18 protein-coding genes and 2 pseudogenes are annotated in these 22,076 nt (G+C 73.8%); 7 read left to right on the top strand and 13 right to left on the bottom strand.

The features are described from left to right. The first annotated feature begins 209 nt into the window (after window positions 1-209). Window positions 210-1,148, top strand: coding sequence for a sialidase family protein (locus tag ACWD5O_RS33790; RefSeq protein ID WP_450087781.1), 939 nt, complete (start codon window positions 210-212; stop codon window positions 1,146-1,148). A gap of 323 nt (window positions 1,149-1,471) precedes the next feature. Here the strand turns inward: ACWD5O_RS33790 and ACWD5O_RS33795 are convergent, their stop codons facing one another. The 9 genes and pseudogenes from ACWD5O_RS33795 to ACWD5O_RS33835 all read right to left on the bottom strand — a co-directional run bounded on the left by ACWD5O_RS33795 (window position 1,472) and on the right by ACWD5O_RS33835 (window position 9,773). Beyond that, entirely contained in the window at window positions 1,472-1,810 is a 339-nt protein-coding gene (locus tag ACWD5O_RS33795) for an antibiotic biosynthesis monooxygenase family protein (RefSeq protein WP_450087782.1), read from the bottom strand. Beyond that, window positions 1,807-3,054, bottom strand: a complete 1,248-nt coding sequence (locus tag ACWD5O_RS33800; protein WP_450087783.1) for a beta-ketoacyl synthase N-terminal-like domain-containing protein — start codon at window positions 3,052-3,054, stop codon at window positions 1,807-1,809. The genes ACWD5O_RS33795 and ACWD5O_RS33800 overlap by 4 nt, the downstream gene beginning before the upstream one ends. Continuing rightward, entirely contained in the window at window positions 3,051-4,325 is a 1,275-nt protein-coding gene (locus ACWD5O_RS33805; protein ID WP_450087784.1) for a beta-ketoacyl-[acyl-carrier-protein] synthase family protein, read from the bottom strand. Before ACWD5O_RS33805 ends, ACWD5O_RS33800 begins: the two co-directional genes overlap by 4 nt. Further along, on the bottom strand, window positions 4,322-4,726 hold the full coding sequence (locus tag ACWD5O_RS33810; protein ID WP_450087785.1) for a cupin domain-containing protein: 405 nt from the start codon (window positions 4,724-4,726) through the stop codon (window positions 4,322-4,324). Before ACWD5O_RS33810 ends, ACWD5O_RS33805 begins: the two co-directional genes overlap by 4 nt. Then, on the bottom strand, window positions 4,719-5,474 hold the full coding sequence (locus ACWD5O_RS33815; RefSeq protein WP_450087786.1) for an SRPBCC family protein: 756 nt from the start codon (window positions 5,472-5,474) through the stop codon (window positions 4,719-4,721). Before ACWD5O_RS33815 ends, ACWD5O_RS33810 begins: the two co-directional genes overlap by 8 nt. Then, window positions 5,471-6,907, bottom strand: coding sequence for an acetyl-CoA carboxylase biotin carboxylase subunit (locus ACWD5O_RS33820; RefSeq protein ID WP_450087787.1), 1,437 nt, complete (start codon window positions 6,905-6,907; stop codon window positions 5,471-5,473). Before ACWD5O_RS33820 ends, ACWD5O_RS33815 begins: the two co-directional genes overlap by 4 nt. Before the next feature lie 20 nt (window positions 6,908-6,927). Beyond that, entirely contained in the window at window positions 6,928-7,491 is a 564-nt protein-coding gene (gene accB / locus ACWD5O_RS33825; RefSeq protein ID WP_450087797.1) for an acetyl-CoA carboxylase biotin carboxyl carrier protein, read from the bottom strand. A 167-nt stretch (window positions 7,492-7,658) separates the two neighbouring features. Further along, window positions 7,659-9,438: pseudogene (locus tag ACWD5O_RS33830) on the bottom strand (acetyl-CoA carboxylase carboxyltransferase subunit alpha). Next, entirely contained in the window at window positions 9,435-9,773 is a 339-nt protein-coding gene (locus ACWD5O_RS33835; protein WP_450087788.1) for a TcmI family type II polyketide cyclase, read from the bottom strand. The pseudogene ACWD5O_RS33830 and the gene ACWD5O_RS33835 overlap by 4 nt, the downstream one beginning before the upstream one ends. Window positions 9,774-10,219: 446 nt before the next feature. Between ACWD5O_RS33835 and ACWD5O_RS33840 the strand changes: the two genes are divergently transcribed. From ACWD5O_RS33840 to ACWD5O_RS33860, 5 genes and pseudogenes are all read left to right on the top strand, one after another. Further along, window positions 10,220-11,014 carry an AfsR/SARP family transcriptional regulator gene (locus tag ACWD5O_RS33840; protein ID WP_450087789.1) on the top strand — a complete coding sequence of 265 codons (795 nt, stop codon included), beginning with the start codon at window positions 10,220-10,222 and terminating at the stop codon, window positions 11,012-11,014. A gap of 92 nt (window positions 11,015-11,106) precedes the next feature. Continuing rightward, a complete protein-coding gene (locus tag ACWD5O_RS33845; protein WP_450087790.1) occupies window positions 11,107-11,454 on the top strand; it encodes a TcmI family type II polyketide cyclase in 348 nt (115 codons plus the stop codon). Between the two features lie 13 nt (window positions 11,455-11,467). Then, window positions 11,468-12,821: pseudogene (locus tag ACWD5O_RS33850) on the top strand (FAD-dependent oxidoreductase). 224 nt (window positions 12,822-13,045) lie between these two features. Continuing rightward, window positions 13,046-14,017: a helix-hairpin-helix domain-containing protein gene (locus ACWD5O_RS33855; protein WP_450087791.1), complete on the top strand. Its 972-nt coding sequence runs from the start codon at window positions 13,046-13,048 to the stop codon at window positions 14,015-14,017. Window positions 14,018-14,262: 245 nt separating this feature from the next. Then, window positions 14,263-15,459 (top strand): low temperature requirement protein A, encoded by a 1,197-nt coding sequence (locus tag ACWD5O_RS33860; protein WP_450087792.1) that lies wholly within the window; start codon window positions 14,263-14,265, stop codon window positions 15,457-15,459. A 50-nt stretch (window positions 15,460-15,509) separates the two neighbouring features. Here ACWD5O_RS33860 and ACWD5O_RS33865 read toward each other — a convergent pair whose 3' ends face one another. Further along, entirely contained in the window at window positions 15,510-17,093 is a 1,584-nt protein-coding gene (locus tag ACWD5O_RS33865) for an aspartate racemase/maleate isomerase family protein (RefSeq protein WP_450087793.1), read from the bottom strand. A gap of 248 nt (window positions 17,094-17,341) precedes the next feature. Here ACWD5O_RS33865 and ACWD5O_RS33870 point away from each other — a divergent pair, with 248 nt between their 5' ends. Then, window positions 17,342-17,548 (top strand): hypothetical protein, encoded by a 207-nt coding sequence (locus ACWD5O_RS33870; protein WP_354962254.1) that lies wholly within the window; start codon window positions 17,342-17,344, stop codon window positions 17,546-17,548. 227 nt (window positions 17,549-17,775) lie between these two features. Here ACWD5O_RS33870 and ACWD5O_RS33875 read toward each other — a convergent pair whose 3' ends face one another. The 3 genes from ACWD5O_RS33875 to ACWD5O_RS33885 all read right to left on the bottom strand — a co-directional run bounded on the left by ACWD5O_RS33875 (window position 17,776) and on the right by ACWD5O_RS33885 (window position 22,040). Next, on the bottom strand, window positions 17,776-19,281 hold the full coding sequence (locus ACWD5O_RS33875) for a right-handed parallel beta-helix repeat-containing protein (protein WP_450087794.1): 1,506 nt from the start codon (window positions 19,279-19,281) through the stop codon (window positions 17,776-17,778). A 173-nt stretch (window positions 19,282-19,454) separates the two neighbouring features. After that, window positions 19,455-21,551, bottom strand: coding sequence for an amino acid transporter (locus tag ACWD5O_RS33880; protein WP_450087795.1), 2,097 nt, complete (start codon window positions 21,549-21,551; stop codon window positions 19,455-19,457). Between the two features lie 87 nt (window positions 21,552-21,638). Beyond that, entirely contained in the window at window positions 21,639-22,040 is a 402-nt protein-coding gene (locus ACWD5O_RS33885; RefSeq protein WP_449939333.1) for a hypothetical protein, read from the bottom strand. Window positions 22,041-22,076 lie beyond the last annotated feature (36 nt).

A 22,076-nucleotide genomic window follows, 5' to 3' on the forward strand; every position in this document is an offset into this window, starting at 1 on the left:
CGCGTTTTCTAATACTTCGCCCCCCACCTGCGATTTCCCTTCGGGGGGGGGGGGTAGCTCTGGGCCGTCCCCCCCCCCCCGCCCGCCCCGTCCGGCCGGCCGGACGGTCGGCGCGGGTCCGGAGCACCGCCGGCACCCGCGGAGCGGGACCGGGCACTGGCCGGCGCCCGGAACGTCCCGCACTCCCCCACGCCAGGAGGCCGCCGCGCATGACGTCGTCACCCACCCGCCGCACCACCGCCGAGGTCACCGCCGTCCACCGGATCGGCGACAGCGCGCCGCACAGCGCCTTCACCGACCTGGTCCGGTACGCCGGGAGCTGGTTCTGCGTCTTCCGGGAGGCCCGGACCCACCTCTCCGGGGACGGCGCGATCCGGGTGCTGACCTCCACCGACGGGCGGTCGTGGACATCCGCGACGGTCGTCCGCCAGCCCGGGACCGACCTGCGCGACCCGCGCTTCGTCCTGCGGCCCGACGGGCGGCTACAGCTGCTGGCGGTGGCGGCCACCGGCGAGACCACCAAGGCGTTCCAGACGGTGACCTGGCTCTCCGTGGACGGGCACGCCTGGGGCGATCCTGTCCCGGTCGGCGAGCCGGGCGTCTGGGTGTGGCGGGCGGCCTGGCACGACGGCGCGATGTACGGCGTCGGCTACGCCACCAGTGAGCCACGGTTCGCCCGGCTCTACCGCAGCGGGAATGGCATCGACCTCCAGCCATGGGCGCCGACGCTCTTCGAGGGCGGCTACCCCAACGAGTCGGGGCTGGTCTTCGACCCGGACGGCACCGCCATCTGCCTGCTGCGCCGCGACGGTGACGCCGCCACCGCGCAGCTCGGCCGCGCCTGCCCGCCGTACCAGGACTGGAGCTGGATCGACCTGGGTGTCCAGGTCGGCGGGCCGACGCTGCTCCGGCTGCCCGACGGGCGGCTGCTAGCTGGGCTGCGCCTGCTCGACGGCGAGGTGCGCACGGCGGTCTGTGCCGTGGACCCGGAGCGGGGCGAGCTGACCGAACTTGTCGCGCTGCCCTCCGGCGGCGACACCAGCTACCCCGGCCTGGTCTGGCACGACGACCTGCTGTGGGTCAGCTACTACTCCTCCCACGAGGAGCGGACCTGCGTCTATCTGGCCGAGGTCAGCCTGACCGGCTGAGCGACCGCTCGGCCAGGCTGTCGCCCGCCGGGCGGTCGAGGCCGGGTGGTCGACCCGGTGCAGCGGACCGGTCACGGCGTGGCTGCCGAGGGCAGCGCGTCAGCCGAGCGGACCACCTTGCCGGTGGTGGTGCGGGGCGACTGGTCGACGCCTATCGAACGCATTGGTAGATGCAAGTGACTGGATCGAACTGACGGCTGGCGGGATTGCCGGCAGGCCGTTCGACGGGGCAGGATCGGCCACGTATGTTGCCAGGGCGTCACCGCCGGTTGACGCAGCGTCAGACACCGCGCCACGCCATCGCGGCCGCGGACCGAGCGCGCTCATCCCGGCGGCGCTGGAGCCAGGGCGGGGGCGGGGGTCTCGGCGTGGATGTGGAAGCGCAGCGAGCGGGCGTCGGTGAAGCACTCCCGCATCGGGCGCACCAGGTCCCGGTGCTCAGGACTGCGCTCCCAGCTCTCGAAGTCGGCCAGGCTCGCCCACTCGCTGGTGATCAGCCACTGCTCCGGGTCCGTCGATGAGCGGCAGACCTGGTCGACCAGGTGCCCCGGCACCCCGCCGGCGACCAGATGCCGGACCGCCTCGTACGCGGCGAGGAACTGCTCGGTGCGCGGCGCCGGCACCCGCACCAGGAACACCACCCGGGCCCGCTGCTCGGTCATGGCGTCTCTCCTCTCATCGGCGCGGCCCCGCGCAGGACCAGCGTGCTGTTGAATCCGTCGAAGCCCCGCGCGCAGACCAGCGCCAGCCGGCTGCGCGGCCGGCGGTGCTCACGGAGGAAGTCCAGCTCGCACCCGTCGGCCACCTCGTCCGGGCCGGCGGAGGCGGGCAGCGTGTCGTGCGCGAAGGCGAGCAGGGCGGTGGCCACGTCCAGCGCGGACCCGCCCTGGTACGCCCGCCCGGTCAGCGGCTTCTGGGTGGTGACCGGGGGCGGCCGGTCGGCGAACACGGCGCGCAGCGCCTCGGCCTCGCTGCGGTCGTAGCGGGGCACACCGAGCGCGTCGGGCAGCACCACGTCGATCCCGGCCGCCGCGACGCCGGCCCGGTCCAGGGCCAGCCGCATCGCCCGGGCGTACTGGGCCCGGTCGCCGGCGCTGTCCGCGGTGGTGTGCGCGGCGTCGTGGGTGGCGCCCCAACCGCTCACCTCGCCGTAGACCCGGGCGCCCCGGGACAGGGCGTGCCCCAGCTCCTCCACCACGAAGACCGCGCCCCCCTCCGCGGGCAGGTAGCCGCTGGCCGCGGCGTCGAACGGCCGGTACGCCCGCTCCGGGTCCGCGACGTCGCTGAGCAGTCCGGAGCGCAGCTGGCAGGCCAGCGCGTACGGGCTCAGCGGGCACTCGGTGGCACCGGCGATCACCACCGGCGTGCCCCGGCGCACCGCGCGGGCGGCGTGCGCCAGGCTGTCCAGCCCGCCGGCGGTCTCCGCGACCAGCACCCCGCTCGGGCCCTTGAACTGGTGGTGGATGGAAAGCTGCCCGACGCTGGCCGCGTAGAACCAGGCGATCGACTGGTACGCCCCGACAGTGCGCGACGGGCCGCCCCACAGCCGTTGCAGCTCCCGCTGGCCGAACAGGTTGCCCCCCGACGAGCTGGCCAGGGTCACCGCGTAGCCGTACGGGTCGGGAGCCCGCTCGGGCAGCCCGGCGTCGGCCAGCGCCAACCGGGTGGCGGCGAAGCCGAGATGCGTCCACCGGTCGGTCTGCACCAGCTGCCGGCCGTCGGCGTACCCGGCGGCGGCGAAGTCCGGCACCTCCCCGCCGAAGCGGGTCGGGTAGCCGGACGGGTCGAACAGGGTGATCGGCCCGGTCCGCCGGGTGCCGGCCAGCACGGTGCGCCAGTGCGCGTCCGCGCCGACACCGCTGGGCGCGACGACGCCGATGCCGGTCACCACCGCCCGGGCGGTCACGCCGCCACCGCCCCGGGCAGCCGGCGGAACACCATCGCCGACTGGAAGCCGCCGAACCCGCTGCCCACCGAGAGCGCCACGTCCACCGGGACCTCCCGTGCCTCGTTCGGCACGTAGTCCAGGTCGCACTCCGGGTCCCGGGTGGCCCAGTTGGCCGTCGGCGGCACCACGCCGAACTCGATGGCCAGCGCGCAGGCCGCCATCTCGATCGAGCCGATCGCGCCGAGCGAGTGCCCGACCATCGACTTGATCGAGCTGATCGGCACCCGGTACGCGGCCTGGCCCAGCGCCCGTTTGAACGCGGCCGTCTCGTGCCGGTCGTTCTGCCGCGTGCCCGAGCCGTGCGCGCTGATGTAGGAGACCTGGTCGGGGGCGATCCGTCCCTGCCTTAGAGCGTCGGTGACGGCCAGCCCCATCTCCAACCCGTCCGGGCGCAGCCCGGTCATGTGGTAGCCGTTGCTGCGGCTCGCGTAGCCGGCGACCTCGCAGTAGACGTGCGCGCCACGCCGCCGGGCACGCCCGGCCTCCTCCAGCACCAGCACCGCCGCACCCTCGGCCAGCACGAACCCGTGCCGGTCGGCGTCGAACGGGCGGGAGGCGTGCGCCGGGTCGTCGTTGTCCGGGCTGGTCGCCTTGATCGCGTCGGACGAGGCGACGGTGACCGGCGAGATCGGCGAGTCGGCCGCGCCCGCCAGCACCACGTCGGCCTCACCGTCCACGATCATCTGGTGGGCGTAGCCGATGGCGTCGATGCCCGACGTGCAGCCGGTGGACACGACCTGCGCCGGGCCGTGCAGCCCGTGCCGGCAGGCCACGTCCGCGGCCAGGCTGCTGGGCACCAGGGCCTGGTAGAGGTACGGGCCTCCGCGCGCCGCGTCGACCAGCCAGTTCCGGCCGTGCTCGCTGACCGTCACGTACTCCTGCTCCAGGGCCATCGTGCCGCCCACGGCGGTGCCGAGCACCACCCCGGCCCGGTCCCGCTCCGCGTCGCTGAGCACCAGGCCGGCGTCGGCGACCGCCTCGGCGGAGCAGGCCAGCGCGAACTGCACGTACCGGTCGGCCCGCCGCCGTTCGGCCTCGGTCAGCCCGGCAGCGACCGGATCGAAGTCGCACTCGGCGGCGATCTGCGAGCGGAACGCCGACGGGTCGAAGAAGCTGATCCGCCGGGTGGCGGTACGCCCCTCGGTGATGGTCTTCCAGAAGCGGTCCCGGCTGGCGCCGCCGGGGGCGACCACCCCGACGCCGGTCACCACCGTGCGACGCCCGGTCACGACGATCCCCGTTGCTCGACGAGTTCCGTGTCGACGTGCCCCAGCTCCGGCCGGGGGGCCAGCGGGCCCAGGTGGAAGACCACCTCGGCCGGTTCGACGCCGGTGTTGCGCAGCCGGTGCCGCACGTTCACCGGCACGAACAGCGCCTCGCCGGCGGCGACCAGCGTCGGCTGGTCGTCCAGGTCGACGGTGATCGCGCCGTGGGCCACGTACAGGAACTCCTCGCTGTACGGGTGGTAGTGCTCGGCGATCCGCTCCCCCGGCGCGAGCGTGGCCACCCCGAGGAAGCCGGAGGTGCTGCCGACGGTGCGGGGGCCGAGCAGCACCCGCAGCTCACCGCCGCGCCGCCGGTCGGCCGGTACGTCCCGGGCCGCGATCGGTCGGGTGCTCAGGTCACTCATCGCCGGCCTCCGTCGGCTCGTCGCCGGCCGCCGGACCGTCCTGCTCGGCGCGCTGCCGGGCGATCCGCTCCACCCGGTCCTTGATCACCCCGAGTTGGATCACGCTGTTGGTGTTGATCCGCTCGGTCATCGCGGCGTTGTCGACCGGCGCGGTCGGCTTCATCGCGAAGTCCTGCACCCAGGTCATCCGGGTGCCGCCCTCCTCCTCGGTGTAGCGCCAGTGGATCCGCATGTACTCGAACGGCCCGGTCTCCACCCGGTGCGCCCGGACCTGCCGACTCACCGGGTCGGCGGTGCGTTCACTGACCCAGCTCCACGACACCCCGTTCTCGTCGGGGTGCATGGTGAGCCGGAACCGCACGGTGTGCCCGTCGCGGTGCATGACCTCCACCACGGCGTACTCGGTGAACAGCTCGGTCCAGTTCGCCACGTCGTTGGTGATCTCCCAGACCAGTGCCAGCGGCGCGTCGATGAGCGCGCCGTTCTCGGTGTGCCCGGGCGGGTCGGCGCGGCGGGCGACCAGGTCGGCGACCGCCGGGATGCTCAGCTGCCCGGACTGCTCCGGGATGCTCACCTGCCACCGGTCGGCGACGACCACGGACAGCTCCAGCAGGGCGAGCGAGTCCATGCCCAGCTCCTCCAGCGACGCGGCGGGCGCCCGGGCCGCGGCGTCGGCGTCCAGCCCGCAGTGCGCCACCAGGATGTCGGTGATCTCGGCGGTCAGCGGGCGACCATGGGTGACGGTCATCGGTTCCTCCTGTGGGATACGTCGGGCTCCGCGGCGGGCGCGGGGCGCGGTGTGGGGGTCGGCCGCTGCGCGGGCGCCGGGTCGGGCGCGGCGAGCAGCCGGTCGACCAGGCCGGTGGTGTAGCGGCCCTTGCGGAATGCGGCGTCGTCGAGCACCCGCCGGACGAACGGGATGGTGGTTCGCACGCCCGGCCCGGCGACGTCGAACTCCTCCAGAGCGCGCTCCAGCCGGTTGAGCGCCAGCTCCCGGTCCGGCGCCCAGACCACCACCTTGGCCAGCAGCGAGTCGTACCAGGGCCCCACCAGGTAGCCGGCACGGGCGTGGGTGTCCACCCGGGTGAACGGGCCGCCGGGCGGGGTGAACCGCTCCAGCCGGCCGGGGGTGGGGACGAAGCCGCGCTCCGGGTCCTCGGTGTTGACCCGGCACTCCACCGCGACGCCGTGCAGGCGGATCTCCTCCTGCCGCCAGCGCAGCGGCACCCCGGCGGCGATGTGCAGCTGCTCGTGCACCAGGTCCACGCCGGTGACCATCTCGGTGACCGGATGCTCCACCTGGATCCGGCAGTTGATCTCCAGGAAGTGGAACCGTTCCTCCGCGTCGACCAGGAACTCGAGCGTGCCGGCGCCGACGAAGCCGACCTCCAGCGCGCCCCGCAACGCGGTCTCCGCGATGACGTCGAGCGTGCCGGCGGGCAGCGCGGGCGCGGGCGCCTCCTCGACCAGCTTCTGGTGCCGGCGCTGCACCGAGCAGTCCCGGGTGCCCAGGTGCACGCCGTTGCCGTGCCCGTCGCAGAGCACCTGCACCTCGACGTGCCGGGCCTCGGTCAGGTACCGCTCGACGTACACCCGGTCGTCGCCGAAGGCGGCCTGCGCGGCGGACCGGGTGCGGGCGTACGCCCGGCGCAGCTCGCCCGGCGTGCGCACCACGGTCATCCCCCGGCCACCACCCCCGGCGGCGGCCTTCACGATGACCGGGTAGCCGATGGCGTCGGCCACCTCGGCCGCCGCCGCGGCGGTCGGCACCGGCTGGACGCTGCCCGCCGGCAGCGGCAGACCCGCCCGGCTCATCAGGGCCCGGGCCGACGACTTGTCGCCCAGCTTTGCCATCACCGCTGGCGGCGGGCCGATGAAGATCAGCCCGTTGTCCGCACAGATCTCGGCGAAGTCGGCGTCCTCGGAGAGGAAGCCGTAGCCGGGGTGCACGGCCTGCGCGCCGACCTGCCGGGCCGCTTCCACTATGGCGGCGGCGTTGAGGTAGCTGCGCCGGCTCGACGCCGGCCCGATCCGGACCGCCTGGTCGGCGAGGCGGACCGCCGCCGAGTCCGCGTCCGCGGCGGAGTAGACCACCGCCGTCCGGACGCCGAGCTCCCGGCAGGCCCGGAGCACCCGCAGCGCGATCTCACCCCGGTTGGCGATCAGCACGGTCTCGAACATCGCTCACCAACCCCGCGCCGTCACGCCGGATCCAGCTCGACCAGCGGCTGGTCGTACTCCACCGGCTCGCCGTCCTCGACGAGGATCGCGACCACCCGGCCGGCGCGGTCGGCGGCCACCTCGTTCATCAGCTTCATCGCCTCCACGATGGCGACCGGCTGACCCGGGCGGACCAGGTCGCCCACCGCGACGAACGGCGCCGCGCCGGGCTCCGGGGACCGGTAGAAGGTGCCGACGATCGGCGCCCGCACCGCGGCGTGCCCGGGCACCGACGGCCGGATCAGCGCCGCCGGCGGGCCGGGCACCGGCGCGGCCACGGCCTCGTCCGACGGCGGGGCGGGCGGTACGTCCGGCCGCGACGCCTCGCCGGGGTGCCACTCCACCTCCAGCACCGCCGGCCCGCTGCGCAACCGGATCCGACGCACCGGGCCGGTCAGCTCGGCGACCAGCTGTCGGGCCTGCCGGCGCAGCCCGGCCAGCACCTCTTCGCCGCCCGCACCGGCGTCGCCGGGCCGACTCCCGTCCAGCGGGCGGTCCGCGTCGAGGCGGACGCCACCGTGGCCGTTGGACTGGCCGGGGTCCAGGCGTGCACCGTCGTGTCCCGTGGGCCGACGGTCGACGCCGGGCGGCTCGGCGCCGGGCGGCTCGGCGCCGGGCGGCTCGGCGCCGGGGTTCGCCAGACCACCGTGGTTCGCCGGACCGGCGGGCGCCTCGGCCGTCGACACGGCCCGGTCGGCGGCGCGCTCGGCGGTCACCGGGCACCCGCCCGGGCGCCGGCGCGCGCGGCGCCGAAGCGACGGAACCGTTGCCGACGAAGGCGGACCAGCATCGCGGGCGGTACGTCCAGCAGTGGCAGGAGATTGGCCAGCAACGCGGCGCGCAGCCGCCGGGCGGTCTCCGCCGGGTCGTCGTGCGCGGCCGCCGCCGGCTCCGGAACGATCTCGTCGACCACCCCGAGCCGGCGCAGGTCAGGTGCGGTCAACCGCAGCGCGCGGGCCGCCTGCGGCGCCGCGGACCGGTCCGGCCAGAGGATCGCGGCGCAGCCCTCCGGGCTGATCACCGAGTAGACGGCGTTCTCCAGCATCAGCACCCGGTCGGCGACCGCCAGCGCCAGGGCGCCGCCACTGCCGCCCTCGCCGGTGATCACCGCCAACACCGGGGTCGGCAGCACGGTGAGGGTGAGGATGTTCTCCGCGATGGCCGCCGCCTGGCCCTGCTCCTCGGCTATCACCCCGGGGTCGGCGCCGGGGGTGTCGACGAGGGTGACCACCGGCAGGCCGAGCCGGGCGGCGAGGCGCATCAGCCGCAGCGCCTTGCGGTGCCCGGCGGGGCTGGCCATGCCGAAGTTCCGGGCGACCAGCTCGGCGGTGGTGTGCCCCTTCTGGTGTCCGATGACCATCACGTGCCGGCCCTCCAGCCGGGCCACGCCGCCGACGACGGCCGGGCAGTCACCGCCGAGCCGGTCGCCGTGCAGCTCCACGAAGCCGTCGAAGACGGAGTCGAGGTAGTCCAGAGTGGTCGGTCGACCGGGATGGCGGGCCACCCGTACCGTGTCCCACGGGTCACCGGCCACCGGGCCCGGACGGTCGCCGGCCGTCGGGGTGGCCGGACCCTTGACGAACGGGTCCCGGTCGGCGGGGGGCGACAGCGCCGGCGCCGGGCCGTCAGCGGCCAGGCGCTCGCGACGCGGTGCCGGTTCCTGCCGGGGTACGGGCGTGCGGGCCGACCGGCCGGCGCCGGTGGCGGCGAGCAGTGCCGTCAACCGTCCACGAAGCGACCGACGCTGCACCACCATGTCCACCTGACCGTGCCGGAGCAGGAAGTCGGCGGTCTGGAAGCTCTCCGGCAACGCCCGGCCGGTGACCTGACGGATCGCCCGGGGACCGGCGAAGCCCATCCGGGCGCCGCTCTCGGCGAGCACCAGGTCGGTGTTGGTGGCGAACGACGCCGCCACCCCGCCGTAGGTCGGGTCGGTGAGCACGCTGATGGTGAGCAGCCCCGCCTCGCGCAGCGCGGCGATGGCCTGGCTGACGGTGGCCATCTGCATCAGCGACAGCACGCCCTCCTGCATCCGTGCGCCGCCGGCGGCGGTGACCAGGACGAGCGGTACACGGTCGTCCAGCGCCCGTTCGGCGGCCCGGGTGATCAGTTCGCCCACCGCGCAGCCCAGGCTTCCGCCGAGGAAGCGGAAGTCCATCACCGCCAGCACGGCGGGGTGCCCGCCGATGGTGGCGGTGCCGCACACGACCGCCTCGGAGAGCCCGGTGCTGGCCCGGGCGGCGGTGAGCCGGTGCGGGTACGGCAGCACGTCGACGAAGTCGATGGGATCCGCCTCCGGCAGCCGCGGGCAGCGGGCGCAACGATCCCGGGTCGACGAGCTGGCGCAGGCGATCGGGCGCGCCGAGCCGGGCGTGCGCGCCGCACTCCGGGCAGACGTCCAGGTTGCGCCGCAGTCGTTTGCGGTACAGCAGGCTCGCGCAGCCAGCGCAACGGGACCAGAGCTGCTCCTCGCGCGGCGCGGTGGCGGTCACGACCGCCGCCCGACATCCGCGGCGTCGAACCGGTAGAAGCAGGTGGCCATCGCGTCGCGCGGCGAACGCCAGGTCGGCAGGTACGGCGAGACGTACGGCCGCAGCCGGTCGCTGACCCGGACGAACTCCGGATGGCCACGGGCGGCCTCCACCGCCCCCTGCGCCGGTTGCTCCGTCTCGAGCAGGTGCACGTAGAGGTCGTGCAGTCGGTAGAGCGAGCGGTGCCGGACCCCGACCAGTCGCGGCAGCTCCGTCGCGTCCGACTCGGCGAAGATCTCGGCGACCTGCTCCTCGGCGGTCGGGACGACCTTCGCGACGATCAGCGAACGGTCCATGGCTGGGCCTCCCCCCACGGCGTCCGGGCCGACAACCGGTGAGCCCGGCGCGCTGGACGACTGTCGACACGATGCGGCAGCCCTCGTCACAGCGGCGTCACGGTTCCGGATCAGCCAGCGACGCCTAGTGGTGACGCTGCGTTGACGCAACCTGTGTATCAGCTATGTGCCCAGCAGCCCTACGGCGGTGGAGTCGAACGTAAGTTTGGGCAGTTCAGAACCGATCTCATAGTTGACCGTCACCGATATAAGGTCCACGGTGGCGTTGACTCACCGTGACTGCAATTGATAATCTTCACCGTGGCCAGCCCGGCGACTCCGGCGGGCGGGGGCCGCGCCCGACAGCCGTGGTCGTGCCCCGCCGGAGGGGTCGACAGTGGCGTCACGGGCAGCCGATCCGGGACACAGCAGACAGTCGGGACGAGCGTTCCGCAGGGGGTGCCGCCGTGGCCGCTGATCCGTCCGTGCCGACCGCCGGAGATTCTCCCGGGACCGGCGTCTCGCTGCACCTGCTCGGTGGTTTCCGGCTGCTCCGCGGCGCGGCGCCGATCGTGGTGCCGCGCGGACTGCAACGGGTGATCGCGCTGATCGGGCTGCGCCCCGGCGCCACCCGCAGCCAGCTGGCCGGTCTGCTCTGGCCCGACGCGTCGGAGGAGCGGGCGCTGTCCTCGCTGCGCACCGCGCTGTGGCGGCTGCGGCAGGACCCGTGCTGCCCGATGACCGTGACCGGTGACACCGTGCGGCTCGGTCCGGCGGTCCGACTCGACGTGGACGACCTGGTCGGCACCGCGGCCCGGGTCCGCGACGGCGACGACCCGCGCACCGCCGCCGGAGCACTCGCCGCCGGCCGGCACGACCTGCTGCCCGGCTGGTACGACGACTGGGTGCTGCTGGACCGGGAACGGCTGCGCCAGTTGCGCCTGCACATGCTCGAACGGGTGGCCGGGCAGCATCTCGTCGCCGGGCGCCACGGTGAGGCGCTGGAGGCCGCGCTGGAGGCGATGGCCGCCGAACCGTTGCGCGAGACGCCACACCGGCTGGTGGTGCGCATCCACCTCGCCGAGGGCAACGCCTTCGAGGCCGTGCACGCCTTCTACGTCTACCGCGACCTGCTGCGCCGGGAGCTGCGCCTGGAGCCCAGCCCCGCGATGAGCGCCCTGCTCGACGACACCCTCGCCCCGATCCGCGAGGCCAGCCGGGAGGGTGCCGCCCGTCCGTCACCGGCCGGCCGGCGCAAGTGACGGTGACGTGACAGGCACTGCGGCACGGTGGGCGCACAGGAGCACGCGGCGCCGACCCGAGGGTCGGGGAAGCCACGGCGGAAGGGGTCCCCATGAGTCGTCTACTGATCGTCAGCCGGATCATCCCGGGCGCGGAGGGGCGGGTCGCGCAGATCTTCGCCGAATCCGACGCCACCGAACTGCCCGGCCTGACCGGTGTCACGCACCGGTCCCTGTACTGCCTGAACGACCTGTACGTACACCTGATGGAGACCTCGGACGTCGACCCGGACGCCCTCGCCGCCGCCCGCAACCACCCGCTCTTCCGGCAGGTCAACGAGCGGCTCTCCGCGCACACCTCGCCGTACCTGCCGACCTGGCGCTCGCCCCGGGACGCCATCGCCGGTTGCTTCTATCGCTGGGACGCCGCCGAGGCCCCCGCGGCGCACCCGGCCGGCTGAGCGGACGGTCGACGTGTCCGCGCCGCCACCGCACGTCCTGATCATCGGCGCCGGCACCGGCGGGCTGTGCCTGGCACACGGGCTGCGCCGCGCCGGGATCAGCGTCGCCGTCTACGAGCGACACCGCCACCGCGCCGAGGGACTGCTCGGCTACCGGGTGGGTATCGGTCCGACCGGTAGCCGGGCACTGCAGGAGTGCCTGCCACCGGAGCTGTTCGCCACCTTCCTGGCCACCTGTGCCCGGCCGCCGCGCTACTTCAACGTGGTCACCCAGCGGCTGCGCCAGACCGCCTCGTTCGAGCTGCGACCGGACGCCGACCCGGTACACACCGAGCACTCGGTGGCCCGGATGGTGCTGCGCCAGGTGCTGTTGACCGGCCTGACCGACGTGGTGCACTTCGACAAGACCTTCGTCGAGTACGAGCAGCGCGACGACGGGACGGTCACCGCGTACTTCGCCGACGGCAGCAGCGCCACCGGCGACCTGCTGGTGGCGGCGGACGGCACGCACTCGGCGGTGCGCCGCCAGTACCTGCCGCACGCGGTCACCCGGGACGCCGGCACCATCAACATCGCCACCCGGATCCCGCTGACCGCGCAGACTCGCGACCTCGTACCGGAGCGGGTGCGCCAGGGCATCTCGCTGATCTTCGGCGCCGGCGGGACGATGGGCGTGCTGCACGTGATGGAGTTCAAGTGGGACGCTGAACGGGCGATCAAGCCCGGCGTCGACGACGCCGACGCCGCGCTGCTGCGGAAGGAACTGGCCCGGCCTGTCCCACGACACCACCACCGACAACATCAACCTGATCATCTGGAGCGCCGCCCGCCGGTTCCCGGCCGACGTCATGCAGCGCCGTGGCGAGGACCTGGTGCGGGTGGCCCTGGACCTCACCCCGAACTGGCATCCGCATCTGCGCGAGCTGTTGACCCGCGGCGACCCGGACAGCGCCGTGCCGATCAGGGTCGCCACGTCCGAGCCGGTACCGCCGTGGAAGAGCAGCACGGTCACCCTGCTCGGCGACGCCATCCACACCATGACACCGGGTCGCGGGTTGGGCGCGAACACCGCGCTGCGCGACGCCCGGCTGCTCTGCCAGCAGCTGACCCGCGCCGTCGCCGGCGACAAGACGCTGTTGCAGGCGGTGGCCGACTACGAGGCGGCGATGGTGCCGTACGGCTTCGCGCGCGTCAGCGAGTCGCTGAACCGCAGCGGCACCAACGGCGACGACCGGATGTACCGGCCGGTGGTGGGTCGGCTCGCGCTGCTCGGCGCGCGCGGCTACTTCGGGGTGACCAGCCGGGTACCACCGCTGCGTCGCCGCTTCGTCGACGACTTCCACACCTACGAGGGCGACCAGGACTGATCGCGCACCGCCCCGGTCCCGCCGATCCGGGCCCGGCGTTCCGACGCCGGCCCGGATCCGTCGCGTCCGCCGCGACACTGTGTCACCCGCCGGGCACCCGGCGCAGAGACCGTCCCACCCGTACCGCCCCCGACCGAGCCTCCCTGTCGTCGTCAAAGCGCATGTGCAAAGCTGCGGCGAGTTTTTCTCGTGACTTTTCCGACGAGGTGAGAGGGAGGTTCGCCGTGGAGTGGTCTATCGGACACTCGCTGATAGTGGTGCTGGCGCTGTTGCTGGGCCTGGCCGCCGGGTGGTTGCTGCGTGGCCGGCAGGGCGTACGGGCCAGCGGGCAGGGTCCGTCGATCGTGGACGGCGACCCCGTCGCCGGCCTGGCCGTGGTCACCACGCCGCCGCCGGCGGCCACCACCGACGAGGCCCGGCCAGCGGCGACCGTCGACCCGGCGCCGGCCGCGGTCGCCGACGAGCCGGCCCCGGTGGACACGGTCAGCGCGCCGGCCGCGGTGACCACCGACGCCACGTCGGACGGTCCCACCCCGGCCGACGCCCCGAGCACCACCGACCCGGCCGACATGGCGCTGACCGACGCTCCACCGGCCAGCCCTGCCGCCGACGCGGACGACCTCCGGCCCGAGCCCAGCGCAGAGCCGGAGCCGGTCGCGGTCGAGGAGCAGCCCGCCCCGGCGACGGTGATCGCTCCCCGCCAGCCGGGGGACGACGACGTCCGACCCACCGACGCGCCGCACGCCGACACGACGCCGGCCGAGGCCGTGGACACCGAGGTCACGGCTGTCGACACGACGTCGGCGGAGGCGCCGGTGACCGGTGCGCCGGCCGACGTCGACGCGGAGCCGGTGCGGGCCACGCCGCCGGTCCGGCCGACCGCCACCGCCACCCGGCCGGTCCGTCCGGTGGCCGACACCGCGCCGAGCGGCGCCGACACCGACCAGGAGGGCCCGGCCGACGACTTCCGCCGGATCCAGGGGGTCGGGCCGAAGATGGCGGCCGCGTTGCAGGCGGCCGGCGTGCGCACCTACGGCCAGCTCGGCGAGTTGGACGAGCCGGCGTTGCGCGACCTGATCCGGGCCGCCGGCCTGCGGGCCGCGCCGGGCCTTGCCAGTTGGCCGCAGCAGGCCCGGGTGCTGGCCGGCGCCGGTGACGAGATGGCCGCCGTGCTGCCGGGCGACGCCCGGGGCTGACCACGGATACCGGGCCCCGGCGGGCCGTCCTCGCAGGACGGCCCGCCGGGGCCTGATTCCTCCTCGGCTTCCAGGAAACCGGCCTGTCCCCGCGACCGGGACGCCCCGACTTCGCGGAAACCGAGTCGATCGCCCCGGTCGGGGGAAGACCGGACGATCGGCGGGTGACGTCGTCGGCTGCTCGCTACCGTCGGTCAGGTTGGGCCGGACGGCCCGCCACGTCGACGGCACCGCAGGAGCAACCCGTGCACTTCGCCGCGCCGGGGTTCGGGTCCCGCCCCCCGATGCGCGACCCGGAGGCCCCGCGCCGGGTGACGCTGCTCGAACTCTTCTTCGACCTGGTGTACGTGGTGGCGCTCGCGCTCATCTCCCGGACCATGGTCATCGGCCTCGACTGGCAGCGCGCCGCGGAGGCGCTGATCCTGCTGTCCGCCGTCTGGTGGACCTGGGCGATCACGACCCTGGTCACCGACATGTACGACCCGGAACGCAACGAGATCAAGTTGCTGATCACCGCGGTGATGTTCGGCGCGCTGCTGATGACCACCGCGATCCCGGAGGCGTTCGGCGCCCGGGGGCTGGTCTTCGCCGTCACCTACGTGGCGATCCACCTCGGCCGGGGGCTGTTCCTGATGCCCATCGTGCGCCGCGAACCGCAGACCCAGCGTCGGGCGGCGCGGATCTTCGTGTGGTTCGCCGTGTCGGCGGTCCCCTGGATCATCGGCGGGTTCGTCAGCGACAACGCCCGGATCCTCTGCTGGGCCCTCGCGCTCGCCATCGACTACGGCGGTTTCCGGCTCGCGTACCCGGTGCCCGGCCTCGGCGTGGTGCCGGAGCAGCAGCGCAACGTCACGGCGGAGCACCTCTCCGAGCGCTACCAGCAGTTCTTCATCATCGCCCTCGGCGACGCCATCCTGACCATCGGCACCATGTTCAGCCTGGCGCACTCCGAGGTGGTGAACATCGGAGCCTTCGCGGTGGCGTTCCTGACCACCCTGCTGCTCTGGCGGATCTACGTCCACAAGTCCGGCGAGCTGCTGCCGGTGGCCATTCAGGCGTCCAGGGAACCGAGCAAGTTCCTGTTCACCGCCCCGTACACCCACCTGCTGATGGTCGCCGGGGTGGTGACGACGGCCGCCGGGTTCCACCTGGTGCTGCACGAGCCGCCCGGGCGCACGCCGCCGGCCTGGCTGGCGGTGATCCTGGGCGGCCCGGCACTGTTCCTGGCCGGCCGGGCCTCCTTCGAGTACGAGGTGTTCAGCCGGGTGTCGCTGTCCCGCCCGGGCGGTCTGCTGGCGCTGCTGACCATCGCACCCGCGGCGCTGTTCCTGCCGCCGGTCCTCGCCTCCCTGGGAGCCATGCTGGTGCTGGCCGGCGTGGCGTACGCGGATTTTCGGCGCAGCCGTGGGAAGCCGCCGGAGGCCCCCGCCCCGCCGCACTGAACCGACCGCTCGGCGGTACCGCCGGCGCGGCCCGGTCGGTGGGGTTCCGGTCAGCGCGGCGCCGCCCCGGCCAGCAGCCGACCCGCGTCCGGCACGTACGGCTCGACGCCCAGGCCGGTGAGCAGTTGATGCACGGTGGCGGTGGCCGCGGTGAGCACCGGGCGGCCGAGACGGGCCTCGACCTGCGGCACCGCGGCCAGCGACGGCAGCTGCACACAAGCGGAGAGGACCACCGCGTCCACGTCGGTCACGTCCAGCCGGTCGGCCAGCTCCACCAGTCGCTGGGTGGGGATGCGTCCCACCGCGACGTTGTCCGGCTCGCTGAGGCTCACCGCCTCGGTCACCCGCACACCGTGCCCGGCGAGGTAGCCGGCGACGGTCGCGGTCAGCGGGGGCAGATACGGCGCGATCAGCGCCACCCGGCGGGCACCCAGCGCGCGCAGCCCGGCGACCAGCGCGCCCGCACTGGTCACCACCGGCATACCGTGCCCGGCGCGGCCGGCCGCCCGGCCCAACCGCTGCTCGGCACGCTCGTGCGCGCCGGGACCCTCGCACATCACCGCCACCAGGCAGGCGTACGCGAGCACGTCGCAGCGGGCGTCGGCCAGCTCGGCGGCGCACCGGACCGCGGAGCGGTTCATCCGGGCCAGTTCGTCGGGGGTCACCTGGTGCAGCCGTACCCGGCTGGCGTGGGTGGTGAAGTGGACCGTCGGGTCGACGGTCTCGCGTCGGCGCAGCATCACCGGGATCTCGGTCTCCATGGTGGTGTTCGAGCTGGGCACCACCAGGCCGATCCGGTAGCTGCTCACACCAGCGCCCCGGCCGTACCCCCGGACCTGCAACCGCTGCCTGGCGGCTTCGCCCAGACGCACCTGGAGGCCGAGCGGCGCGGCGGCGCGGCGCACCTCGTCCAGGTGCAGCGAGCCGTGCCGGTCCACGGTGAGCACCGGCGGTTCCTCCAGTTCGCCCTCCGGGGCGTGGAAGGAGAGCAGGGTGACCGACGTGGTGAGGTACCCCGGGTAGGCGGCACGGGCCGCCGCCTCGTCCCGGTGGGCGAGCACCACCAGGTCGTCGAGGTGGGCGAAATCGGCGGCGAGGCCGCCGGCCTTCCAGTGCGCGGGTTCCTCGGCCACGCCGGTGAGGTGCCGGGACCGGTTCGCCGAGGTGATGTAGAGGTGGTCCGATCCCGTCTCCGCGAGCGCTCGTTCGAAGAAGGCGTTGGACGGGCAGGTCAGGCCGGGCGCGATGACCTGGGTGGTGCGCAGCCCCTGGTCGAGCTGGGTGAGGTGTTCCGGCAGGCGGTCCGCCGCCGGGCCACGGAAGCCGAACGGCCCGGCGCCGTAGAGGGCGTCCATCAGGGCCCGCACCCGGCCGACCGGCAACCGGGGTGAGATGCGGGACCAGTCGAACATGGCCGGGATCCGGCCGACCGCGGTGGTGATGCTGCCGACCTGGTGGACAGGGCGGCCCTTGGCCAGGTTGACCCGTCGCACGGTGGCCGCGTCCGGACGGGTCACGATGACGTAGAAGTTGGCGAAGGCCGCCGCGACGACCGCGCCGCCGGCGAGCGCGCGGGCAGCGACCGCCACGTCCTCGGGGCGGTCCAGGTACAGGGGCGGCGTCGGGGCGTCCATGAGTCCTCCTCGGCGGGGGCCGTGAGGCAGTTCTACGTCGGAGGACCGGTGTGACGGCCGGTCCGTCGTCGATCCGATAGCAGGCTCGCCCTACCCGGTGCGGGTGACCGATGCCAGGGCTGTACCGACGGCGGCCGGTATCGGCCGGACGGACGATCCGCAGGGTCATCCGTCCGGCAGTTAGCGGCTCGGCCCGATTGGGTACAACGCCTGCACCTCGAACCACCACATTCCCTCAGGAGGCAGCGATGCGCGGCACCTCGATACTCGGAGTTATCGTCGTGATCTGGTTGTTGATCGGCGCGATCGCCGCCGGCCAGCGGGGCTACTACGGCGGCGACGACACCAACTGCGCCGAAGCCGGCACGATTCTGGTCACCATCGTGGCCGGACCCCTAAACTACATCGGCGCGAACCCCAAGGTCGACTGTGAGTTGCCCGAGCCGTCCAAGTAGGACTGGACGTCGGCCCGCGCCCCGTTGGGGCGCGGGCCGTTCGCTGTCCGGGCGGCCGTGGGGGTCGGTCCTCCCCCGGCGGTCCCGTCGCGCGTCGGGCGGGGCACACCGCCTACCGCATCCTAGGAGGCTGGTTTGCACGCGGTGAGCGGATGACAGCGGCCGCCCGGACGATCGCGACGAACGTCCGGGCGGCCGGCTGCGCACGGTGTGCGCGCGGTCCCGACTCAGCGGAAGCAGTGCGCGATCGGTACCGCGCTGGCCTCGCAGTTGGTCGGCTCGTTCTCGACGACCACGCTCTCGTCGTCGATCTTGACCTGGGCGCGCTCCCCGAAGATGCCGCCCGGCTTCACCGTGGCCGCGTTCCGGGTGACCTTGCTGGTGTAGATCGCCACCGAGCCCTGGGTGGCGTAGACGCCGCCGCCCATGGACGTCGCGCCGACCGCCTCGTTGGCGGTCACGTCGCTGCCGCGCACCAGCAGATTCGACTTGGCGGCGTAGATGCCGGCGCCGATGCCGTGGGTGGTGTTGCCGTCGACGACGCTGTCGTCGAGCGGCAGCAGGCCCTGCACCGTCGAGATGCCGCCGCCGTTGACGGTGGAGGTGTTGCCGCGGATGGTCATCCTGCGCATCATCAGCACCGCGTCGGAGTTCGCGGCGCCACCGCCGATCTGTGCGGTGTTGTTCAGCAGCTCGGTGTCGGAGACCTTGGTCCGGGCCGAGAAGCTGGCCAGGCCGCCGCCCTGGCTGGCGCTGTTCTGCGCGAAGGTGGTGCTCTCCACCTCGGCCGCGCCCCGGTAGTTGCCGAGCCCACCGCCGTAGCCGTTGGCGCTGTTGCGGTGGAACTCGGAGCGCTTCAGCGTCAGCACACCGCCGTTGAGCAGGCCCCCGCCCTTGCCCGCGGCGCCGGACGCGCTGTTGCCGATGAACGTGGAGTCGGTGACCACCATGTTGCCGTCGTTGAAGATCCCGCCGCCGCCGCCCTCGGGAGACAGCGACGTGCTCTGCGTGACGGTGACCCGCTCCACCACGGCGGTGGCGCCGTGCACGACGTGCACGCTGCCGCCCTCGATGGCCGAGCGGCCGTTGTGCAGCTCCACGTCGCGCAGAGTCAGCTCGCCGCCGTCGCGGACGGTGAAGAAGCGGAACGCCGCGGCCTGGGCGTCGCGGGCGATGGTGGCGCCGGCGCCGTCGATGGTGATGGGTTGGTAGATCACCGGCAGGCCGGCGGTGTCGTCGGCCGGGTTGTGCGGCGGCGCGTCGGCGTCGCCGGGGATCTCCGCGGCGTCCGCCGTCTCCCGCGCGTCGCGGATTCCGCCGTCGTACTGGTCGGTCTCGTGGAACGCCTCGGTGAGGGTGTACCGGCACTTCGGCGCGAGCCGCAGCTCCGCGCCGCCCTCGGCGTTGGCCGCCACCAGCGCCGCCACCAGCTTCGCCGCGTCGCAGGGCACCGACACCACGCCGCGCTTGCCGGTCCCCGGGGTGTCCGGACGGGCGGGCTCAGCTCCGTCGCGGCCCTCCTCGCGCTCCGGCGCGGTCCGGTCGTCGTCTCGGGACGCCGCGGTCAGCCGGCCCAGGCCCGGGACGGAGACGTCGCGGTCGGCGGCGGCGGCGACGCCGGCCACGCCGGCCGCTCCCACCACCAGGCTCCCGGCCAGGAACCCGCCGGCTAAGAACCATCGGGACCGCCGTCTGGGTCGTGCCGAACGATCTCCACCTCGGTATGTGGACATCAAGGTGCCTGCCTTCCTGGCTGCGTGAACGTGACCGCGCGCCGATCCGGGCGCGGGGGGATCGACGCGCCGTCGACCACCAAAGGCCACGATAAAGGCGCAATACGGACAGCCAGGTATGAACGTGAAGAATACTGCCATTCGTCTTCAAAGTTCGCCGGATCGCGCCTCGATCACCCGCCGACGTGGATGCCGGGCCGGCGCAGCGGGTCCGGCTCGGTACGCCGGATGATCTCCCGTACCACCGGCGGGGTGTCCCCACGGCCGAGGATCAGATACCGCAGCAGGTGCGCGATGGGGCTCCCCTCCGACCACTCGAAGTGCGCATGTGGCCGGACCCGGGTGGCGTCACGCAGGGCCAGCAGGATGGCGGCGATCGCGTTGGGCGCGGCCGGACTGCTGGCCCGCAGCACCCGGAAGCCACCCACCTCGACCCCGTGCACCCGCAACACCTGACTGAACTCCGACGGGTCGACCACGTCGATCTCCAGGAACAGCACGTCGGCGGCGCCGGGCACCGGGTTCATCCCGCGCTGCGCCCGTTCCTTGACGGTGTACTCCTTCACCGAGCCGCTCTGCCGCTTGTTCGCGATCAGGTGCAGCTGCCCGTCGTGGGCCAGCGACTCGGTGATGAACCGGCGGGCCGGCTCGTCGAACTCGATCCGCTCGGCGCGCAGCTCGGTGGTCCGGGTGACCCGGGAGACCAGCGAGACCCCGATGATGCCGAGGATGAACAGCGCCGAGATGGTGATCCCGTCCGGCTGCTCGATGACGTTCTCCACCAGCGCGTACAGCAGCACGAGGGTCAGCACGGTGAAGCCGACTGCGGCGGTGCGCCGGTGGCGGCGGGCCGCGGAGATGGTCACCGCCACCGCGCCGGAGACCATCATCGCCAGGATGCCGGTGGCGTACGCTCCGGCCTGGGCGTTGACGTCGGCCCGGAAGGCGATGGTGAGGGCCACGCTGACCAGGGTGTAGACGATCACCACCGGGCGCACCGCCCGCGCCCACTCCGGGGCCATGCCGTACGAGGGCAGGTAGCGGGGCACGATGTTGATCAGGCCGGCCATCGCCGAGGCGCCGGCGAACCACAGGATGAGCACGCTGCTCACGTCGTAGACGGTGCCGAAGAGCTCACCCAGGTAGGTGTGCGCCAGGAAGGCCAGCGCACGGCCGTTCGCGGCGCCGCCCGGCCGGAACTCCTCGGCCGGAATGAGCGCCGTGGTCACGAAGGTGGTCGAGATCAGGTACACCGACATGATCAGCGCGGCGGTGGTGAGCAGCCGGCGGGTGTTGCGGATCCGCGCGGCCAGCCGGGCCTGCGGGTCCGGCCCGTGGGCCGCCACCAGCGGCATCATGCTGACCCCGGTCTCGAACCCGGACAACCCCAGCACCAGCAGCGGGAAGGCCAACGCGGCGGTGAGCAGCACGCCGCCCGGCCCGCCGCCGTCCGCGGTCACCGCGGTGGTCCAGTCCGACACGATGCCCGGGTCGGCCACGATCCGGGTCAGCGCGACCAGCACGATCACCGCGTTGAGCAGCAGGAAGATCGCGACCAGCGGGATGGCCACCACCACCGCCTCGCGGAAGCCGAGCAGGAAGACCCCGCCGAGGATGAGCAGCAGCGCCACGGTGACCGCCACCGGGACGAAGCGGCCGTGCAGGGCTTCCGGCAGGTACGGGTTCTGCAGCAGGTGCACGGTGGCGTCGGCCGAGGAGAGGGTGATCGTGATGATCCAGGAGGTGGCCACGAAACCGAGCAGCACGAGCACGAAGATCTTGCCCCGCCAGAACGGCAGCAGCCGCTCCAGGATCGCCACCGAACCCTGTCCGTTCGGGCTCTCGTGGGCGACCCGCCGGTACATCGGGAGCATGCCGAACAGGGTGAGCGCGACGATCAGCAGCGTCGCCAGCGGCGAGAGCGCCCCGGCGGCCACCGCCGCGATGCCCGGCAGGTACGACAGGGTCGAGAAGTAGTCCACGCCGGTCAGGCACATCACCTGCCACCAGGCGTGCGCCCGGCTCTGCCCCTCGATCGCCTCCGGGCCGGGCGGCTGCACCTGGTGCTGAAAGAGCCACCGGCGCAGCGGGCTGGCCGGCGGCATCGGCCGGACCGGGCTGGCCACCCGTTCGGGCACCACGACACCTTGCCGGCCGCCCCGGTGCGGACGGGCCGGGTCGCGGGCCGCGCGCAGCGCCGGGTCCGGGCCGGTGGCCTGGTGGCGGCGCCCGCTCCAGCGTCGCGGTTTCCCCCGGTGCTCGTCAGCCATCGCCCGTCCCACGCTCGCAGGTCCTGCTCAGACGGTAGGCGGTACCGCGCGGCGGGACCGGCGGAACCGGGCAGGCCGGTGGCCTGCTCAGGGCAGGTCCGGGCCGGCGAGCAGCCGAGCCAGGGCGGGCGGATCGGTGATGGTCACGGTGGCCGCCGGATGCCGGGGCCGCCCCCCGGGCGCGATGGCCGGCACCGGTACGCCGAAGCGGAGGCAGACCCCGCCGGCGGTGCTGCTGCCGAAGCTCACACCGCCGTCTGCCAGCGACACGTGCGGGCCGATCGCCCGCCACCAGCGGTACGGGCCGCTCACCTCGACGCCGGTCACGTTGGCCCGGTCGGTGTACAACCGCCACGGCCCGTACCGAATCAGAAGATCCCGGTCGGTGACGGTGACCCAGGCCGTCGCCGGCCGGACGCCCAGCAGCGCCAACGCCGGGCGGAACACCGGGTCGAAGCGGAACGGGAACCGGGTCGCGGGGCCGGTCATGGCGCACCGGGACGGACGGTGGGTCGCGGCACCGGG

This window comes from Micromonospora sp. NPDC005161 (genome assembly GCF_053599855.1).

Excerpts from the sequence above, each read along its gene's own strand:
- ACWD5O_RS33790 (WP_450087781.1), top strand. The coding sequence starts at position 210 with ATGACGTCGTCACCCACCCGCCGCACCACCGCCGAGGTCACCGCCGTC.
- ACWD5O_RS33795 (WP_450087782.1), bottom strand. The coding sequence starts at position 1,810 with ATGACCGAGCAGCGGGCCCGGGTGGTGTTCCTGGTGCGGGTGCCGGCG.
- ACWD5O_RS33810 (WP_450087785.1), bottom strand. The coding sequence starts at position 4,726 with ATGAGTGACCTGAGCACCCGACCGATCGCGGCCCGGGACGTACCGGCC.
- ACWD5O_RS33815 (WP_450087786.1), bottom strand. The coding sequence starts at position 5,474 with ATGACCGTCACCCATGGTCGCCCGCTGACCGCCGAGATCACCGACATC.
- ACWD5O_RS33820 (WP_450087787.1), bottom strand. The coding sequence starts at position 6,907 with ATGTTCGAGACCGTGCTGATCGCCAACCGGGGTGAGATCGCGCTGCGG.
- ACWD5O_RS33835 (WP_450087788.1), bottom strand. The coding sequence starts at position 9,773 with ATGGACCGTTCGCTGATCGTCGCGAAGGTCGTCCCGACCGCCGAGGAG.
- ACWD5O_RS33845 (WP_450087790.1), top strand. The coding sequence starts at position 11,107 with ATGAGTCGTCTACTGATCGTCAGCCGGATCATCCCGGGCGCGGAGGGG.
- ACWD5O_RS33865 (WP_450087793.1), bottom strand. The coding sequence starts at position 17,093 with ATGGACGCCCCGACGCCGCCCCTGTACCTGGACCGCCCCGAGGACGTG.
- ACWD5O_RS33870 (WP_354962254.1), top strand. The coding sequence starts at position 17,342 with ATGCGCGGCACCTCGATACTCGGAGTTATCGTCGTGATCTGGTTGTTG.
- ACWD5O_RS33875 (WP_450087794.1), bottom strand. The coding sequence starts at position 19,281 with ATGTCCACATACCGAGGTGGAGATCGTTCGGCACGACCCAGACGGCGG.
- ACWD5O_RS33880 (WP_450087795.1), bottom strand. The coding sequence starts at position 21,551 with ATGGCTGACGAGCACCGGGGGAAACCGCGACGCTGGAGCGGGCGCCGC.
- ACWD5O_RS33885 (WP_449939333.1), bottom strand. The coding sequence starts at position 22,040 with ATGACCGGCCCCGCGACCCGGTTCCCGTTCCGCTTCGACCCGGTGTTC.